General features: G+C 69.1%; 15 protein-coding genes. 5 read left to right on the forward strand and 10 right to left on the reverse strand.

The features are described 5' to 3' along the window. Positions 1-148 precede the first annotated feature (148 nt). Complete coding sequence (locus tag RT91_RS12110) at positions 149-1,918, forward strand: aminopeptidase P family protein (RefSeq protein ID WP_035187473.1); 1,770 nt, start codon at positions 149-151, stop codon at positions 1,916-1,918. Here the strand turns inward: RT91_RS12110 and ccmB are convergent. Continuing rightward, entirely contained in the window at positions 1,911-2,564 is a 654-nt protein-coding gene (ccmB, locus tag RT91_RS12115; protein ID WP_011941358.1) for a heme exporter protein CcmB, read from the reverse strand. The genes RT91_RS12110 and ccmB overlap by 8 nt on opposite strands. Continuing rightward, positions 2,561-3,166, reverse strand: a complete 606-nt coding sequence (ccmA, locus tag RT91_RS12120; RefSeq protein ID WP_138919157.1) for a heme ABC exporter ATP-binding protein CcmA — start codon at positions 3,164-3,166, stop codon at positions 2,561-2,563. Before ccmA ends, ccmB begins: the two co-directional genes overlap by 4 nt. A gap of 117 nt (positions 3,167-3,283) precedes the next feature. Between ccmA and acnA the strand changes: the two genes are divergently transcribed. Beyond that, positions 3,284-5,971 (forward strand): aconitate hydratase AcnA, encoded by a 2,688-nt coding sequence (gene acnA / locus RT91_RS12125; RefSeq protein WP_035187474.1) that lies wholly within the window; start codon positions 3,284-3,286, stop codon positions 5,969-5,971. Between the two features lie 101 nt (positions 5,972-6,072). Continuing rightward, positions 6,073-6,774 carry an SDR family oxidoreductase gene (locus RT91_RS12130; protein WP_007422012.1) on the forward strand — a complete coding sequence of 234 codons (702 nt, stop codon included), beginning with the start codon at positions 6,073-6,075 and terminating at the stop codon, positions 6,772-6,774. Here the strand turns inward: RT91_RS12130 and RT91_RS12135 are convergent. From RT91_RS12135 to RT91_RS12170, 8 genes are all read right to left on the reverse strand, one after another. Beyond that, complete coding sequence (locus RT91_RS12135; RefSeq protein ID WP_035187476.1) at positions 6,771-8,132, reverse strand: UDP-glucose/GDP-mannose dehydrogenase family protein; 1,362 nt, start codon at positions 8,130-8,132, stop codon at positions 6,771-6,773. The genes RT91_RS12130 and RT91_RS12135 overlap by 4 nt on opposite strands. A 4-nt stretch (positions 8,133-8,136) precedes the next feature. Then, on the reverse strand, positions 8,137-8,793 hold the full coding sequence (locus tag RT91_RS12140) for a histidine phosphatase family protein (RefSeq protein WP_035187478.1): 657 nt from the start codon (positions 8,791-8,793) through the stop codon (positions 8,137-8,139). Next, entirely contained in the window at positions 8,750-9,592 is an 843-nt protein-coding gene (locus RT91_RS12145; RefSeq protein ID WP_035187479.1) for a hypothetical protein, read from the reverse strand. Before RT91_RS12145 ends, RT91_RS12140 begins: the two co-directional genes overlap by 44 nt. Beyond that, positions 9,589-11,397 (reverse strand): ABC transporter ATP-binding protein, encoded by a 1,809-nt coding sequence (locus tag RT91_RS12150; protein WP_035187481.1) that lies wholly within the window; start codon positions 11,395-11,397, stop codon positions 9,589-9,591. The genes RT91_RS12145 and RT91_RS12150 overlap by 4 nt, the downstream gene beginning before the upstream one ends. Further along, a complete protein-coding gene (locus RT91_RS12155) occupies positions 11,394-12,593 on the reverse strand; it encodes a glycosyltransferase family 4 protein (protein WP_035187482.1) in 1,200 nt (399 codons plus the stop codon). Before RT91_RS12155 ends, RT91_RS12150 begins: the two co-directional genes overlap by 4 nt. Next, positions 12,590-13,954: a glycosyltransferase gene (locus tag RT91_RS12160; RefSeq protein ID WP_035187483.1), complete on the reverse strand. Its 1,365-nt coding sequence runs from the start codon at positions 13,952-13,954 to the stop codon at positions 12,590-12,592. The genes RT91_RS12155 and RT91_RS12160 overlap by 4 nt, the downstream gene beginning before the upstream one ends. Beyond that, on the reverse strand, positions 13,954-15,378 hold the full coding sequence (locus tag RT91_RS12165) for a glycosyltransferase family protein (protein ID WP_035187484.1): 1,425 nt from the start codon (positions 15,376-15,378) through the stop codon (positions 13,954-13,956). The genes RT91_RS12160 and RT91_RS12165 overlap by 1 nt, the downstream gene beginning before the upstream one ends. A gap of 159 nt (positions 15,379-15,537) precedes the next feature. Continuing rightward, positions 15,538-16,350, reverse strand: a complete 813-nt coding sequence (locus RT91_RS12170) for a hypothetical protein (RefSeq protein WP_011941350.1) — start codon at positions 16,348-16,350, stop codon at positions 15,538-15,540. A 177-nt stretch (positions 16,351-16,527) separates the two neighbouring features. Here RT91_RS12170 and RT91_RS12175 point away from each other — a divergent pair, with 177 nt between their 5' ends. Both RT91_RS12175 and RT91_RS12180 read left to right on the forward strand, forming a co-directional pair. Further along, the gene (locus RT91_RS12175; protein WP_007422021.1) at positions 16,528-17,361 is read left to right on the forward strand and encodes a DUF6502 family protein; all 834 of its coding nucleotides are present in this window, start codon (positions 16,528-16,530) and stop codon (positions 17,359-17,361) included. Then, the gene (locus RT91_RS12180) at positions 17,348-18,637 is read left to right on the forward strand and encodes a DUF5666 domain-containing protein (protein WP_035187486.1); all 1,290 of its coding nucleotides are present in this window, start codon (positions 17,348-17,350) and stop codon (positions 18,635-18,637) included. Before RT91_RS12175 ends, RT91_RS12180 begins: the two co-directional genes overlap by 14 nt. Positions 18,638-18,704 lie beyond the last annotated feature (67 nt).

An 18,704-nucleotide genomic window follows, 5' to 3' on the forward strand; every position in this document is an offset into this window, starting at 1 on the left:
TTTAAGGAGCGAAACCCGATGCGGCTGGTCCTTTAGTGCCATCCATCATCGTCTTTTCGCAGTGCAACATAATCCCGCAACGAAGGTTTGGGGAGCGAGACATTTCTCTGTCAGACATGCAAAAAACGGATGGGTTTTTGGTTAAGATATGATGAAAACGCAATTCGACTCCCTGAGAAATGCGCTTCACGATCAGGGGTTGGATGGCTTCATCCAGCCCCGGAATGACGAGTTTCTCGGCGAATACGTGCCCGAATCGGCGTCCCGTCTTGCCTGGCTCACCGGCTTCACCGGCAGCGCCGGCCTTGCCATCGTGCTCGCCGACCGCGCCGCCGTCTTCTCCGATGGCCGCTACACGCTGCAACTCGCCGAACAGACCGACCCGGCGACCTGGGAACGGCGTCACATCGTCGAGACCCCGCCGGTCGAATGGCTGAAATCGGCCGCGCCCGGCGCGCGGATCGGCTACGACCCCTGGCTAATGACAGCCAACGCCGTCGCCACCTATGCCGATGCCGGGTTCACCATGGTCCCGGTGGACAACCCGATCGACAAGCTCTGGGCCGACCGTCCGGCGCCGCCGGCCTCGCCGGCCCTTGCGCATCCGCCGGAATTTGCCGGGGAATCCGCCGAATCCAAGCGCTCCCGCATCGCCGAAGCCATCGCGCGGGACGGAGCGGACGCGGTGATGCTGACCGATCCGCACGCCGTTGCCTGGCTGTTCAACCTGCGCGGAGCGGACCTGCCGCATACGCCGATCGTGCTCTGCTTCGCCCTGCTCCGGCGCGACGGTTCGGCAATCATCTTCATTGACCCGGCGCGGGTTCCGCCGGCAACGCGCGCGCATCTCGGCGCCGGCGTCGAGATCGTCCCCCGCGCGGCGATGGAACGGAGCCTCGCCACGCTGCGCGGCAAGCGGGTCCTCCTCGATCCGGCAACGGCGCCGATCCGCTTCAGCCAGTTGCTGGGGGATGCCGGGGCGATCACCGTCTCGGGCGAAGATCCCTGCGTGTTGCCGCGCGCGATCAAGAACCCCACCGAGCAGGAAGGCGCTCGCGCCGCGCACCGGCGCGACGGCGTGGCGCTGTGCCGCTTCCTCGCCTGGTTCGCCGAAGCTTCGCCCGCGAGCGGCCAGACCGAGCGAAGCGCCGCGGCGCAGTTGTTCGCCTTCCGCAGCACCGCCCCCGAGTTCCATGGCGAAAGCTTCCCTGCCATTTCCGGCGCCGGCGAGCACGGCGCCATCATCCATTACAGCGTCACCGCCGCTTCGGACCGCCCGATCCGCCGCGACGAGGTCTACCTGATCGACAGCGGCGGCCAATACCCCGACGGCACGACGGATGTGACCCGCACGCTCTGGACCGGGCCGGGCGAACCGCCGCCCACGTTGCGCGACCGCTTCACCCGCGTGCTCGCGGGCCATATCGCCCTGGCCCGCGCGCGCTTCCCGCAGGGCACGTCCGGCCCGCAGCTCGACGCTCTCGCCCGCGCGCCGCTCTGGAACGCCGGCCTCGATTTCGATCACGGCACCGGCCACGGCGTCGGCTCCTATCTCTCGGTGCATGAGGGGCCGGCGAGCTTTCACCGGCTGGCGAAGCCGATCCCGCTCGCGCCGGGCATGATCCTGTCCGACGAACCCGGCTATTACGAACCCGGCGGCTACGGAATCCGGCTGGAAAACCTGCTGCTGGTCGTCCCGTCGCCGGTCGGGGCGGCAAGGCCCTTCCTCGAATTCGAGCCGCTCACCCTCGCCCCGTTCGACCGCCGGCTGATCGACCCTGCCCTGCTCGGTCCCGCCGCCCGCGCCTGGCTCGACGCCTACCACGCCCGCGTGCTGACAATGATCGGCCCACATCTGGACGGAGCGGCGCGCACCTGGCTCGAAGCCGCTTGCGCGCCACTACAGGAGGTCAACTGACCGACGCCCTCAGCGCCGCCCCGGCGGCCAGCGGAGCGATCGGCAGGAACAGCGCAAGCAGTCCGCCGAGCATGGCGAATTCGGCGAAGGGCGACTGCGCCACCGCCCCCGCCGCGCCGAAGATCACCGCCGGAATCATCAGCGGCAGGGCGATCAACGGGAGCAGCACCGTTCCGCCGCGGGCGCCGAGCGTCACGGCGGCGCTCATGCCACCCACGAGCGACAACAGCATCGTCCCGGGCAGCAGCGTCGCCAGCAACTGTGGCACTGCGCCGCCGTCGAGACGCAGCATGATCGCGACCGGCCCGGCGATGACCAGCAGCGGCAGCCCCGTCGTCAGCCAGTGCCCGACGATCTTGCCGAGCGCCACGGCGCTGGCCGGAAGGCCGGAGAGCATCAGCTGGTCGAGCGAACCATCCTCGAAATCGGCGGCGAACAGCCGGTTGAGCGGCAGCAGCGCCGCCAGCAGCGCAATCACCCAGACCACCCCCGGCGCGATGCCGGACAGCACATTGGCCGACGGCCCGATCGCGAAGGCGAACAGGCTGGCGGCGATCACGAAGAACAGGAGCGAGGCCACCGAGTCGCCCGCATGGCGGAGAGCGAGAATCAGCTCCCGGCGGATCAGGGAGAAGAAGTGTGTCATGCCGCTGCTTTCGCCAGATCGAACGGTATGGCCCCCGGCAGGTCGAGGGGAAGATGCGTTGCCGCGATGACCATGCCGCCACGGTCACGATGTGCGGCGATATTGGCCTCGAGCCGCCGAACCGAGGCGGCATCGAGCCCGGTGGTCGGCTCGTCGAGCAGCCAGAGCGGCGCATCGGACAAAGCGAGCCGCGCCAGCGCCAGCCGGCGGCGCTGCCCCGAGGAGAGCAGCCGGGCCGGCAAATCGGCGAACCGCTCGAGATCGACGCTGGCCAGCGCCGTCAGCACGTTCTCGCGCTGGCGCTTCCGATCGAGGCCAAGATTTTCCGCCACGCTCAGCCCCGGCTTGATCGCGTCCATATGGCCGACGAAGCATAGCCTGGTCGCGTGCAGAGGCGGATCGTCGAGCGCGTTTTCGCCATCCCAGACGAATTCGCCGGCCGCCGGCGGCGTCAACCCGGCGAGCAGGCGGATGAGCGAGGACTTCCCCGCCCCGTTCGGCCCGACCAGCACCAGCGCCCCGCCCCGTTCCAGCCGGAACGAGATGTCCCGGAACACGAGACGTTCACCGCGTATCGCAGCGAGGCCCTTCGCTTCCAACATGGCTAGCGACCGGCGCGGGACATGGACGCGGGCGCCGCACCGTGATTTAAGCGGCGCGAAACCGGGTTTTGCTGCGGCGCAACGCACCGCAGTGGCGCGCGAAGAGGAGCGAACGCGATGAGCATGATCGGACGGGACAGTCTGCAAGTGGAAAAGACGCTGAGCGTCGATGGAAAGGACTACGCCTATTTCGCACTCAATGCCGCCGCTGAAAAGCTCGGCGACATTTCCCGCCTGCCGCGGACACTGAAAATCCTGCTGGAGAACGTCCTGCGCTTCGAGGACGGTTCGGCCTGCACGGTCGATGACGCGAAGGCGCTGGTCGAGTGGACCGCCCAGGCCCATTCCGACAAGGACGTGCCGTTCCGCCCAGCCCGCATCCTGATGCAGGACTTCACCGGCGTGCCCGCGGTGGTCGACCTCGCGGCGATGCGCGACGGCATTCTTCGCCTCGGCGGCAAGGCCGAGAAGGTCAACCCGCTGGTCCCCGTGGATCTCGTCATCGACCACTCGGTGATGGTCGACGTGTACGGCCGCAAGGACGCCCTGGAAAAGAACGTCGACATCGAGTTCGAGCGCAACGGCGAGCGCTATGAATTCCTCCGCTGGGGCCAGGAGGCGTTCGACAATTTCCGCGTCGTCCCGCCCGGCACCGGCATCTGCCACCAGGTCAACCTCGAATATCTCGCCCAGACCGTCTGGACGTCCGCGGCCAACGGCAAGAACTATGCCTATCCGGACACGCTGTTCGGCACAGACAGCCACACCACGATGGTCAACGGCCTCGGCGTGCTCGGCTGGGGCGTCGGCGGCATCGAGGCCGAGGCAGCCATGCTCGGCCAGCCGATCGCCATGCTGATCCCGGACGTGATCGGCTTCCGCCTCACCGGCAGCCTGCGCGAGGGCATCACCGCGACCGACCTGGTGCTGACCGTCACCCAGATGCTGCGCAAGAAGGGCGTCGTCGGCAAGTTCGTCGAATTCTACGGCGAGGGGCTCGACCACCTGCCGCTGGCCGACCGCGCGACGATCGCCAACATGGCGCCGGAATACGGGGCGACCTGCGGCTTCTTCCCGGTCGATGGCATCACGCTCGACTACATGCGCCTCTCCGGCCGCGACGAGCACCGCATCAAGCTGGTCGAGGCCTACGCCAAGGCCCAGGGCCTGTGGCGCGAGGGCGCCGATCCAGTGTTCTCCGACACGCTGGAACTCGATCTCTCCACCGTCGAGCCCTCGCTCGCCGGGCCGAAGCGCCCGCAGGACCGGGTCGCGCTGTCGCAGGCGTCCTCCGCCTTCGAGGTCGAGCTGACCAAAGGTCTCGGCGTCCCGGCGGACAAGGCCGGCGTCACCGCCGAGGTAAAGGGGAAGAATTTCTCGCTCACCCATGGCGACGTTGTGATCGCCGCGATCACCTCCTGCACCAACACGTCCAACCCCTCGGTGCTGATCGCCGCCGGCCTCGTCGCCCGCAAGGCCCGCGCCCTCGGCCTCACGCCGAAGCCCTGGGTCAAGACCTCCCTCGCCCCCGGCTCGCAGGTCGTCACCGAATATCTCAACCGCGCCGGCCTGCAGGACGATCTCGACGCGCTGGGCTTCGAGACGGTGGGCTATGGCTGCACCACCTGCATCGGCAATTCCGGCCCGCTGGATGACGCGATCGCCGATGCGATCGAGGACAACAAGCTGGTCGCCGTCTCGGTGCTGTCGGGCAACCGCAATTTCGAGGGCCGCGTGCATCCGAACGTGCGGGCGAACTACCTCGCTTCGCCGCCGCTGGTCGTCGCCTACGCGCTGCTCGGCACCATGCGCAAGGACATCACCAAGGACCCGATCGGCAAGGACAAGAACGGCAACGACGTCTTCCTGAAGGACATCTGGCCGACCACCGCCGAGATCGCGGCGATGGTGCAGTCCTCGCTCACCCGCGAGATGTTCCTCGATCGCTATGGCGACGTGTTCAAGGGGCCGAAGCAGTGGCAGGCGATCGCCGTCGAGGGCGAGTCGGACACCTATCGCTGGTCGGACAGTTCGACCTACGTCAAGAACCCGCCCTATTTCGAGGGCATGACGAAGGAGCCGGCGCCGGTAAAGGACATCACGGGCGCGCGCATCCTCGCCCTGCTCGGCGACTCGATCACCACCGACCACATCTCCCCGGCCGGTTCCTTCCGCAAGACGACGCCGGCCGGCGAATACCTGCTCGAGCGCCAGATCCAGCAGAAGGACTTCAACTCCTACGGCTCGCGCCGCGGCAATCATGAAATCATGATGCGCGGCACCTTCGCCAACATCCGCATCCGCAACGAGATGCTGGACAATGTCGAGGGCGGCTACTCGAAGCACTTCCCCTCGGGCGAGCAGCTGTCGATCTACGACGCGGCGATGCGCTACAAGAAGGAGGGCGTGCCGCTGGTGGTCTTCGCCGGCCGCGAATACGGCACCGGCTCCTCGCGCGACTGGGCGGCGAAGGGCACTGTGCTGCTCGGCGTCAAGGCGGTCATCGCCGAGAGCTTCGAGCGCATCCACCGCTCGAACCTGGTCGGCATGGGCGTGCTGCCGCTGGTCTTCAAGGACGGCATGACCCGCAAGACGCTGGCGCTGAAGGGCGACGAGACGATCGACATCGTCGGCCTCGAAAACCTCTCGCCGCGCATGGATCTCGACATGGTGATCCGCCGCGCCAACGGCACGACCGACAAGGTCTCGCTGCTCTGCCGCGTCGATACCCGCGACGAGGTGCTCTACTACCAGAACGGCGGCATCCTGCACTTCGTGCTGCGCAACATGGCGAAGGCCGCCTGAGCACACCCGCGCCTCCCCTTGACGGGGGCGGCGGCATGACGGCTTGAAGAGAGGCCGGCGCCGGATCCACGGCGCCGGCCTTTTGTCTGTCGGGAGGAACAATGGCCAAGGAACGGGTGCTGGTCACGGGCGGGGCTGCGGGCATCGGGGCGGCGAGCGTCGCGCGCTGCAGCGAGGAGGGCTACGAGGTCGTGGTGATCGACCGGATCGGCGATGGCATCGTCGCCGACCTGTCGGACCCGGCGGCGACCGAGGCCGCCCTAGCCGAGGCGCTGCGCGGCGGGCCGATCACCCGGCTGGTCAACAATGTCGGCACTGTCCGCCCCGCCCCGGTCGAGGCGCAGACCGTGGCCGATCTCGACGCCGTGGTCTCGCTCAACCTGCGCTGCAGCCTGCAATGCGTGCAGGCGCTGCTGCCCGGCATGAAGGCGGCCGGGTTCGGCCGCATCGTCAACATCGCCTCGCGCGCCGCCCTCGGCAAGGAAGACCGCACCGCCTACGCCGCGACCAAGGCCGGGCTGATCGGCATGGCGAAGGTCTGGGCGCTGGAACTCGGCCGCTTCGGCATCACCGCCAACGCCATCGGCCCCGGCCCGATCCGCACCGAGCTGTTCGACCGGGTAAACCCGCCGGACGATCCGCGCACCACGGCGATCATCGAGGGCATCCCGGTCCGCCGGATCGGCACCCCGGCGGACGTGGCGCACGCAATCGCCTATCTGCTCGACCAGCGCAGCGGCTTCGTCACCGGCCAGGTGCTCTATGTCTGCGGCGGCATGACCGTCGGCGCCGCCGGGGCCTAATCCGCAGCGGCGAGCGCCAGCTCCGCCTCGCCGGCAAGTGCTCGATGCGGCGCCGGCCGGCCGATCGCGTGATGGTCGAGCCCCGCCGCGCGCATCGCCGCCGGGTCGAATACGTTGCGCAGATCGACGACGACGCGCCCGCGCATCGTCGCGCGCAGCCAGTCCGGCGCCAGGGCGCGGAACTCGTTCCATTCGGTCACCAGCACCGCGCCATCCGCCCCGGCAAGCGCCGAAGCGGCACCCGACGCATAGACCACCTCCGCCGGCAGGTCCCGCCGCGCCTGCTCCATCCCGGCCGGATCGTAGGCCACCACCTCGGCGCCAAGCTCGACCAGCCGATGCACGATCGGGATCGCCGGGGAGTCGCGCATATCGTCGGTCTCCGGCTTGAAGGTCAGGCCGAGCACGGCGATCCGCCGCCGCCGCACCGTGCCGCCGAAGGCTGCGAGGATCCGCCCAGCCATCGCGGCCTTGCGCGCCTCGTTCACGCTCACCACGGTCTCGACCAGCCGCGCCGGCGCATGCGCATCCTGGGCGATCCGCATCAGAGCCTGGGTGTCCTTCGGGAAGCACGAGCCGCCGAAACCGGGGCCGGGATGCAGGAATTTCGGGCCGATCCGCCGGTCGAGCCCCATGCCGCGGGCAAGTTCGTGAACATCCGCCCCGACCTGCTCGCACAGATCCGCCATCTCGTTGATGAAGGTGATCTTCATCGCGAGGAAGGCGTTGGTCGCGTATTTGATCAGCTCCGCCGTCTCCAGCCCGGTGCAGAGCAGCGTCACCCCGGCCGGGTTGAGCGGTCGGTAGAGCGCGCGCAGCACCGCCTCGGCCTGCGCGCTGTCGGTGCCGACGACGATCCGGTCCGGCCGCATGAAATCCTCGATCGCGCTGCCCTCGCGCAGGAATTCCGGGTTCGAGGCCACAGGCACGTCGAGATCCGGCCGGATCTCGCGCATCAGCGCGGCGAGCCGCCGCCCGGTGCCCACCGGCACGGTCGATTTCGTCACCAGCACGGTCGGCGCCGGCAAGGCTGCGGCCAGCTCGGCGGCGGCGGCGAACACATGGGACAGATCGGCATGGCCATCGCCCCGGCGCGACGGCGTGCCGACGGCGAGAAACACGGCGTCGGCGCCGGGCAGCGCGCGGTCGAGCGCGGCCTCGAAGCGCAGCCGCCCCGCCCGCACGGAGTCGGCGACCAGCCGGTCCAGCCCGGGCTCATAGATCGGAATCCGCCCCGCCTGCAGCGCCGCGACGCGGCACGGGTCCTTTTCCACGACGATCACCTCGGTGCCCATGCTAGCGAAGCAGGCGCCGGAGACGAGCCCCACATAGCCGGCGCCGATCATGACGATGCGCATCGGTTCACTCCACGGTTTCATGTTGGAAAGGCGGCGCCACAACAGCCGCGCCGCCAAGGGAAAAGCGCCGCACCGCGCCGGGGGCGATCCTGATTCCGCGAAACCCGTCATCGCCGCGCCCTTCGGCGTCGAGACAGGCGAGGCGGATCATCCCGGCATGGGTCACGGCCAGAACGGCCCCGCCCTGCTCCGGCAGATCGGCGAAAAATCCATGCAACCGCGCCCGCGCCTCGGCCAGCGTTTCGCCACCGGGAAAGCGCATCCCGCCGGGATCGCGCTTCCAGCGCCGCAACGCCTCGGGTGTCGCAGCGCGAATCTCGGCCTGGGTGCGTCCCTCCCAGTCGCCGAAAGCGATCTCGGCCAGCCGGTCATCGACGATCACCGCGACTCCGCGACGCCGCGCGGCGATGCAGCCGGCCGTCTGCCGCGCCCGCAGCAGCGGGCTGGTATAGATCGAAACGAGCGGCTCGTCGCTCAGCGCGGCGGCAAGGCCGGCGGCATCCGCCCAGCCCTCGGGCGAGAGCGGCAGGTCGCTGCGGCCCTGATAGCGGCCCTCGCCGGTCCACGCCGTCCGTCCATGCCGTGCGAGCAGCAGCGCCCGGCCGCCGGCGCGCGGGTCAGTAATGCACCGCAACGCCCAGCTCCAGCCGGCTGCCGGCATGAATTCCCTCCCCCGCCACGTTCACCTCGTAGAGCAGGAACGGCCGTATCGCCTTGGTCAACCGCCAGGTCAGGCCGACTGCCGGCCGCACCAGATTGTAAATCTCGCCCTGCGCGCCGGGCGGAATCGTGCCGCTCTGCCGGATCGTCTTCACCGCGAACACCTCGCCGGTCAGCGCGAGCCGGCGGGTGAGATGGAGCGAGAGATCGATCGTCGCGCGCAGCTGCGTCGCCGCCCCATCGAGGAACATGCGCGCCCCCGCGACCATCGTCAGGCTGCCCCAGGGCCGCGAGATCCCGGCCTGGAAATCCGGCTCCACCGACCAACGCCCGGTGCCGAGCGCGGGCGATGGCTTCGTCCGCCCCGCCGGGACGATGACGTTCAGCGTGATGGAGTCCGCGAAGCGCGGCGTCTGGACCAGCCCGTAATTCAGGCCGATCTCCTCGTCCTGCAGACCGGATGAAACGCTGGCCACCGGCCGGTGGTGACGGTCGGCGAAGCTGCGCACCCGGCCGCCACGCAGATCGTATTCGATCGACAGGCCATCCCCGATCCCCTGCACGCCGGTGACGCGATATTGCGTCGAACTCTCGCTCGATCCGCGCAGCGCATTGGTGGTGAAGCCGCCGGCGGGAAACGCCTGGTTGCCGTGAAACAGCCGCACCATCGGCTTGACGACGCCATCCCCCGACGCCGGAATCCAGGGATCGGCGCGGGCGGCGCGCAGCGGCGCGGCAAGGGCCACACCGGCGGCAAGGGCGGCGAGCAGGTGCGGAACGGCGGGCACGGAACGGGTCATTGAGCCACCAGGCGAAGTTGGGGAGAAGGAGAATCGTCGCGCAGCGCCTGCCAGAGCGCTTTATATCGGCCGCCCTCGGCCAGCAGCGCCTCATGCGTGCCGCGCTGGACGATGCGGCCATCGTCGAGCACCAGGATTTCGTCGGCGGCGCGGACGGTGGAAAGCCGGTGCGCGATCACCAGGGCGGCGCGGTTCGCCGCCAGCCGGTCGAGCGCCGCCATCACCCGCCGCTCGGTGCCGGCATCGAGGCTGCTGCTCGGCTCGTCGAGAATGACGATCGGCGCGTCGCACAGCATGGCGCGGGCGATGGCGATGCACTGGCGCTGCCCGCCGGACAGGCTCTGCCCGCGCTCGGCGACCATGGTGTCGAACCCATCGGGCAGGCCCTCGACCATCGCATCGATCCCGACCGCACGCGCCGCCGCGATCGCCTCGTCCCGCCCCGTGCCCTCGCGCCCATAGGCGATGTTCTCCCACACACTCGCCTGGAACAGCACCGGGTCCTGCAGCACGAGGGCCACCTGCCGGCGCAGATCCGCGAGGCGCAACCCGCGAATATCCTGCCCATCGAGCAGCACGGCACCGGATGTCGCGTCGTAGAAGCGCGGGATCAGGCTCGCGATCGTGCTCTTGCCCGAGCCGGTCGCGCCCACCAGTGCGATGGTGCGCCCGGCCTCCAGCACGAAGGAAACGCCGTGCAGCACCTCGTGATCGTCGCGGTAGCCGAAGCCGACCTCGCGGAATTCGATCCGCGACGCCCGCCCGGCGAAGGGCAGCGCCTCCGGCGCCTCCGCGACACTCGACCGCTCGGCCCGGTATTCGCCGATCCGCTCGATCGCGACGGACGCCCGGCCGAACACCCGCCCGGTCTTGGCGAGCTGCCGCGCCGGGGTGGCGATGCCGCGCAGATAGGCGAGGAAGATCAGCAATTCCCCCGGCGTCAGCGTGCCGCGAATCACCGTCGCCGCCCCATACCAGGCGATTGCCCCGGTCGCGACCGCGATGGCGAGGTTCATCACCGGGCTGAACTGCGCCTGCACCGCATTGGCGTGCAGCCCGGCTTCGAGGCTGCGGCCGGCATGGGCGCCGAACCGCCCGTCCTCGTGCGGTTCGCGGCCGAAGGCCTGCACCACCTGCACGCTGCCGAGGATTTCCTGCATCACCCCGCTCAGCGTCGTCTCGTGCCGTCGCACCTGGCGCAGCGCGTGGCGCAGCCGCCCCGCATAAACCCGCGCGATCCAGAACAGCAGCGGTGCCACCGACAGCGCGATCAGCGCATACCGCCAGTCGATCAGCAGCATCACCGTCGCCATGCCGAGAATGGTCAGCCCGTGCGGCAGCAGGTCGATCCCCACCGCGGCGATGAAATCCTGCAACTGCCGCACATCGCCGGTCAGCCGCGCCATCAGCTCGCCGGCGCGCTGGCGGCGGTGAAAGGCGAGCGACAGGCGTTGCAGATGCGCGAACAGGTCGGCGCGGATGGCGAAGACGATCCGCTGCCCGGCATCGAGAAACAGCCGGTTGCCGAGATAGACCAGCAGCGCGTCGGCGATGCCGAGCCCGAGCATGGCGAGGCCGAGCGTGTCGAGCAGCGCCATCCGCTGGGTGAGCGGATCGGGCAGCACCCCGTGCAGCCAGGGCGCCAGCCGGCGCTGGAAGATCACGTTGTCGATGATGAATTTCAGCGGCCAGGGCAGCATCAGCAAAACGCCGGCCCGCGCCGCCATCACCGCGGCACCAGCCGAAAGGGCCCGCCATTCCGAGCGGAGATAGGCGCGGAGCCAGGCGCCGCCCGGCCCGGTCATGCGGGCAGCCGGACCGGTGCGAGGGCGAGGCAGAGCCGCACCACGTCACGCCAGTCGCGCCCGGCCAACCGTTGCCGGCCACGCCAACCCATCGTCTGGCAGGCGGCCTGATCGGCAAGCAGGCGCGACAGCGCCGCCTGCAGCGCAATACCATCGCCGGCCGGATAGAGCAGCCCCGTTTCGCCATGGGCGACGATGCCATCGATCTCGCCGATCTCCGGCGCGACCACCGCGCGCCCGGCCGCCAGCGACTCAAAAATCTTCAGCGGCGAGAAATAGAAATCCGGCTGCGGCAGATAGGGGGCAACGGTGAAGTCCATCGCCCCGAGCCTGCCTGGAATCTCGCCATGCGGGATGCGTCCCGGCAGCGTCACCCGGTCGGCGAGGCCGAGTTTCGCCACAAGTGCCGCCACGGCCTCGCGCTCCGGCCCGTCACCGACCGCAAGAAGGTGCAGGTCAGGATGCCACGCCGCAGCGGCCGCAATCGCCTCAATCAGGAACGGCACGCCATGCCAGGTCTTGAAACTGCCGATGAAGCCGGCAATCCGCCGGCCGGCGAGCCCGAGCCGGGCACGTATCACCGCCCCGATGGCATCAACATTGGCGAACCGCGCCAGATCGACACCGTTCGGCACGACATGAATGCGATCCGTCCGGCCGATCACGCCGGCGACGTGCGCCGCCACCTGCCGCGAGACGGCGATGATTGCATCCGCCCCGCGATACGAGGCTTCCTCGGCCTCCAGCGCCTCATCGACGAGATACAGGCCACGGAATCGCCGCTGCTCCTCGACCAGCGGCGCATTGACCTCGAGAATCCGCGGCACGCCGAGCCGCGCAGCGATGGAAACGCCAGCGCGATGGAACAGCGCGTGCCGCTCGTAGACCAGATCCGGCTCGATGCCGAGGCGGGCAAGCGTCGAGCAGATCCGGTCCGCGACCAACCCGTCATGATCGAGACGCACACGCTCGCGCCGCTCGATCTCGTTGCCGATCGACATGTCGGTCGGCGGCGCGCCGAATTGCAGGATCCGCGCCGGCGGCGGCGGGTTACCGGCGCCGCGCGTGGTGCAGGCGAGCGTCACCTCATGGCCGAGCGCCGCCGCGGCCGTGACGAATTCGCGCACATGCACCGAAGCACCCTTGTCACCCTCGACCGGAATGCCGCGGTCGAGATTGAGATACAGGATCTTCATGGCGCGACCTCCGCCAGGGAGGGCTGCGCCGCCAGACCCTCGGCGCGGAACCGCGAACCGCCTTTCGGCGGCGCCCCCTCGCACTCGGCGCAGCCGAAGAGCGCGTGCAGCCGGCGCGTCGTCTTCCACAGGTCGAACTCGCCCTCGAGCCGCGCCCGACCTGCCGCCGCCAGGCGCCGCGCCTGCGCGCGATCGGCCAGCGTCGCCTCGATCGCCGTGGCCAGCGCCGCGGGGTCGCGCGGTGGCACCAGCCGCCCGGTCTCGCCGTCGCGCACCAGTTCGGGAATCCCCGATACGCTGGTCGAGACCACCGGCACGCCGATCGCCATCGCTTCGGCAATCACATTCGGAATCCCGTCCCGGTCACCATCCTCGGTGACGCGCGGCGCCAGCGCGAAGGCATCGGCGGTGCCATAGAGCGTGATCAGGTCGGCATGGGTCATCGCGCCGTCGAGCGTCACGATACCCTCCAGCCCGCTCGCCGTGATCTGCGCCTGCAGTTCCGCCCGCAGCGGCCCCTCGCCGACGATCCGGCAGCGGAACGCAATCCCGCGATCACGCAGCAGGGCGCAGGCGGCGACCAGGTCATCATGGCCCTTCTTGGGCACGAGCCGGCCCACCGAGAGAATCAGCCGGCCTTCCGCCGGCTTCGCCTCGGCCACCTTGCGGGCGCCGAACAGGCCGAGATCGATACCGTGATAGACAAGATGGATCTTGTCGGCCTGATCACCGAGCAGCGAAGCCAGATACCGCACATTGTAGCCCGTGCAGGTGGCCACGAAGCGCGCGGCCTGGCCGCGCTTGCGGATCACCTCCGGCGGCGTGAGATAGAGATCCTTGGCATGCGCCGTGAAGCTGAACGGCAGCCCGGTCATCATGCTGGCGAACCAGGCCGAGGCTGCCGGCGCATTGGCGAAATGGGCGTGGATATGGCGGATGCCGTGGGTCCGGCACAAGGTCGCGATCACGCCGCCGCGCAGGAACTGCTTCCAGACCGAAAGCGGCGTAGGCGACCGCGTGCACCACAGCGCGGCACGGGCGACGGCGCCGAGATAGCGCAGCGGCGCGGCAGCGATAGCGCGGGCATGGGCGTGGGCAATCTCCCGCCGTCCTGCCCGGTCGCTCGCCGCCGGCACCGGATGCAGCGGCGCCTCCACCTCGGCGACCATCGGATGATGCGGCGGTGGTTCCGGCGGCAGCAGCGAGACGATGTGCAGCTTCGTCCCGAGCCGCTCCATCGCGCGGATCTCGTTGAGGATGAAGGTCTCGGTCAGGCGCGGATAACGCTTCATGACATAGGCGATCGGCGCATCCGCGAGGTCCGGCTCTCCGGCGATATCGAGATAGGCAAAGGCAGGCATCAGGCAAACTCCCCGGCAATGCCGGAGGCGGCCGAACGCGCCTCGATGGCGGTTGCAAGATGGGCGGCGACGCGTTCGGCGCCGTTGAGGTCGAGTTGCGCCCAGGCGACGGACGAAGGCGGCGGCGCGGCGAGGGCGGCCGGAATCTCCCGCGCGAGACGGTCGGCGAGATCCGGCCCCTGCTCGATGGCGCGCACAAGGCCGAGACGGGCCAGCAGATGCGCCCGTAGACGTTGTTCCGCCCGCGGCGCTGGCCGCGGAACCAGGATCGTCCGCTTGCGCGCGGCGATCGGCTCTGCGCTGGTATTGTAGCCCGCCATCGCGATCACGAGATCGGCGGCACGCAGGCTCGGCAGCGGGTCGGTGATGTAATCGACGAGATCGATGTCCTCCCGCCCCGCCGCCGTGGCGGTGAGCGCCGCACGCTGGTCGACCGACATCAGCGGACCGGTGACGATCACCGAATGGCAGGCTCCCGGCGCCATTCGCGACAGGCCGTGCAGATAGGCCTCCATCAGCGCGAACCCGTCGCCGCCGCCACCCGCCGTCACCAGCACGACCTTGCGCCCCGCGGCTCGCGCGGCGGACCAGCACGGCGTGCCTTCCTCGGCATCCGGCCGCAGCAGATCGGCAGCAACGACATGGCCGCAATAGCGCACCCGCGCAGCCGTCTCGCCCGCGATTCCGTAGGCATCGACCACGTCGAACAGCTTGCGCGACCCATAGACGAGGATGTCGTCATACGCCTGCTCGAGCAGCGGCAGGATCTCCTGCTCGGCCCAGGTGGCGCGCACCGTGTCCGGACTGTCGAGAATGTCGCGCAGCCCGAGCATCACCCGCGTGTCCGGCAGGTCGCGGCGCATCATCGCGAGCGTGGGCAGGATTTCCCCGTTCATCCCCGCCGGCGCGTGGTCGACAAGGAAGATATCCGGCCGGTAGCGCAGCGCGAGCGTGAGGATCAGCGCGGCGCGATACCCCTTGACCAGACCGAAACTATGCCCGGCTTCGCGGGCCGCATAGGTTTCCGCGCCGGTCTTCACCACCGGCGGCAGCGGATGCACATGCAGTCCCGAGGGCAGCCGCCACTGGGCGATGACCGGCGAGCCGGTCAGCAGATGGACCGAGAATTGACCGGCCTCCAGCAGGCGCTCGGCGATCGCGAGGTTCCGCCGCAGATGCCCGAGGCCGAACGTGTCGTGAGAATACAGGAAAACCACCGCCGGCCCGACCCGTCCGGCACACGGAATGAGCGGGCGCAGCCTGGCCCTGCGGGCATTGCCCTGATGACGGCGCTCGGAAGGCGCCGGATCCCGGTCTCCCGCCTCGGCGTCCCGCGGATCACGCCCCGGCATCCACCCCTGCCGCCAGACCGCCCCTGCGCCTCCCGGACCATTGTCCAGTTCGACAACCTGAACGTCACGCATTTCGGGCTCCTTTCTGACGGCCTCGGCGCGGATTATTGTGGGAGAAAGTTCCACGGTCAAGAAGTAAAGCAAGCGTGATCGTGCGCAGCCAGTCGCGCCGAGTGCAGGCGTCAGCTCCGCCCCTCGTTCGATGAACTTTTACAAGCTATTGAAAACGCGTCAGAAATGCGCCATCACGCCGAAGCCGGCGCCGAACGCCGCGCTTTGCGAAGTCAGCCCGCGGGTCGCATAAACCTGCAATTCCCAACGGAAATTCATCCGCAGGTTATATGCCAGTATGGCAGAAGCCACCGCAGTCCGCCGCTTCTGGATCGGCGTGTGGCCGATCACGATCACGCTGAGGAACTGGCGCGGCGCCACCGCCACGGCCACGCCAGGCTCGAACGTCACCACGTTCTGCAGGTGAAGTGCCGGCAACCGGCCGACAATGCGGTACCCCAGTTGCAGGTAGGGAAACACCCGCGTACCCGCCCGCCAGACCATCCGCAGCCCGGCCTCCTCGTCGAAGCGGCCGGTGCCGAGCCCCTTGGCATAAGAGGCCACCGGCACCTTGACCTTCACATAAGGCTCGAACGATGGCCGGACACCCCGCGCCCGATCGAGCCGGTACTCCGCCTTGAGCCACATGTCGCCGGGCCCGCTGCGCACCGCGCCGGACCCGGTGCTGGCGATGATCGATTGCCCGGCAACGATACCGGCGCCGGTGACCGCAATGTAGGGAAGCTCGACCCGTAATCGAAGGTTCCGATGGCGATAGGTGATCGAAAGCGGCAGATCGTAGATGTGAATCGTGTGCCTGGTGCCGAAACGTCCGGTGAAATAGGACGGCTCGAGTCCAATGGTGAATCCCGCCGGTGATGCCGCATGCACCAGCACCGGCCATTGTGCCGTAGCGAGAGCGGCCAGCGCGGGCAGCAGAACACCCCTACCCCTGCCCCTGCCCTTCGCTCGCACGCCGGCTCCGGTGGTCATCCTACCCCCCTGTCACGCGGTTCCATTAACATAGCGGAATATGGCGATCCAAGGCGCCATGCCGCTGTCATGGAATTGCAATTTTCATATCTTGCATTATGTGGGATATTATCACACAGTTTGATGGGTCAGGGTGCCGGATCCGCTGACCGACAGGCATGCGACGGACGTGCAGGAATGGAATCTGATATCGAACACATGCTGCGCCGGCTGCTGCGCCCCCTCGTCGCCTATCTCATGCGGCGGGGGCTGGGTTACATCGCGTTCCGCGACCTGCTCAAGCGCGTCTATGTGGACGAGGCGCTGCGCGGGCACGAGGGCGATGAAGCCCCGACCGACAGCCAGATCAGCGTCGTCACCGGTATCAACCGCCGCGAGGTCAAGCGGCTCCGCGAAATCGCCACGCACCCCGACACGGCCGAACCGCGCGACCGGATGGCCGGGGTCAACGCCGCCGCGCGTGTGGTCGGCACTTGGGTCTCGGCCGCCGCCTTCCGCGGCCCGGACGGCGCGCCCCTGCCCCTGACGACCCGCGGCGAGGGGGACGACCCCGGTTTCGACGCCCTCCTGCGGGCGGCCAAGGTCGATGTGCGGGCCCGCACCGTCATCGAGGAACTTGAACGCGCCGGCGTCGTCGAACGCCTGGCGGACGACCGGCTGCGCCTCCTGCGCACCGCCTTCACCCCCACCGAACCGCGAGAAAAGCTTCTCTTCCTCGGCGCCAATGTCGGCGACCACATGCGCAGCGCCTTCCATAATCTCGCCGGTGAAACGCCGGTCTTCATCGAGCGCGCCCTGTTTCATAACGGCATCGGCGCCAGCCGCCTGAACGCCGCCCGTCCGGTGTTGTCCGACATGGCGGACCGGCTGCTGCGCCAGTGCAACGAGCAACTGCTCGAAGGCAATCTCGCCAGCACGGACGCCGCAGGCGGTGATCCGGAACGCGAAGCCCTGCGCCGCCTCCGCCTCGGCGTCTATTATTACGAGACCGACGCCGATGACCGCCCCTGACAGCCACACTGCGCGCGCGCCCCGCGTCGTCGCCCTGCTGATCGCAGCACTTCTCTCTCTTGGCCTGCCCGTCGCCAGGGCCCAGGGCGCGGGCGGCATCGGCGGCACCGGCATTGAACAGGAAACCGGCGGCATCGGCGGCACCGGGATCGGCGAGGAGACCGGCGGCATCGGCGGCACCGGCATCCAGCGCGCCCCCGGCGGCATCGGCGGCACCGGCGCCCCGATCGTCGGCTATGGCCCCATCCAGCGATTCGGCAGCGTCTTCGTCAATGGCCGCGAATACCGGATCGACGCGGACACGCTGGTGACGATCGACGGTCATCCGGCAACCGTGGCGAGCCTGCGGGTCGGCGACATCGCCCTCGTGCGCGGCGTCGCCATCGGAGCGCATGGCGGGTTCGCCCGCAGCATCGCCACCTGGCAGGCGATCATCGGGCCGGTCTCGCACGTGGCGGATGGCGGGCATGTCATCACCGTGCTGCGGCAGACGGTCACCCTCGGCGCCAGCGTGCGGCCGCCGCGGCTTCGCCCCGGGCAGGTGGTCGGACTCTCGGCACAGCGCCTGGCGAATGGCGAATGGGTTGCACACCGGGTTACGGTCCTGCCGCCGACGCACGCCTTCCGGCTCGAAGCCGCGGTGAACACTGCCGGGGCAGGCCACGTAACGATAGGCCGCCTCACCCTGCGCGCCGACCCGGCACAAATCGCTGGGCTCCATGCCGGCGAGCGTGTCGTTGCCTCTGGCATCATCGTCAACGGCCACCCTGTACTGACCACGCTCGAACCGCGACCGATCCAGCTCGGCGCGCCGGGAACGCGGGTCGAGGTCCGGAACTATTTCCGCTCGACCGGCAACGGCCGGCTGCTGGCCGCCGACGGAATGGAAGCGACCGAGCGGGCCGGCCGGCAACGACTCTCCGGCCTCTACCCCGTCGAAGTCGTCGGCGAGATCGCGGAAAACGGCGAGATCTCGGCCACGGAAGTCACGCCCGAAGTCCCGTCGCTGCCGCAATCCGAACCGCCCGCGACCAAGGCGGGCCCAAGCGGCAGCACCACGAAATCCTCCGCCGCCGCAGAGGTCCGCACGAATGAGGGCCCGGCCGGAAATCCCGGCACCGCCCACGCTTCGGGCGACGTCGAACCCCCAGAGGTGGGTGAAACGCCCGATACCGAAGCCGCGGAGGTCGAGGCGCCGGAAATCGAGGTGCCAAGCCCGCAAACACCCGAGCCGGATATCGACGCACCGGAAGTCGAACCGCCGGCCGACCAGTAGGCGACGGCGGTTCATCCGATAAGCCCTGCGGCATCGCCCGAAAGGCCGATGCCGCCAGAAGCTTGCC

This window comes from Acidiphilium sp. JA12-A1, assembly GCF_000724705.2.
In the GTDB taxonomy this organism is placed as follows: Bacteria; Pseudomonadota; Alphaproteobacteria; order Acetobacterales; family Acetobacteraceae; genus Acidiphilium; species Acidiphilium multivorum.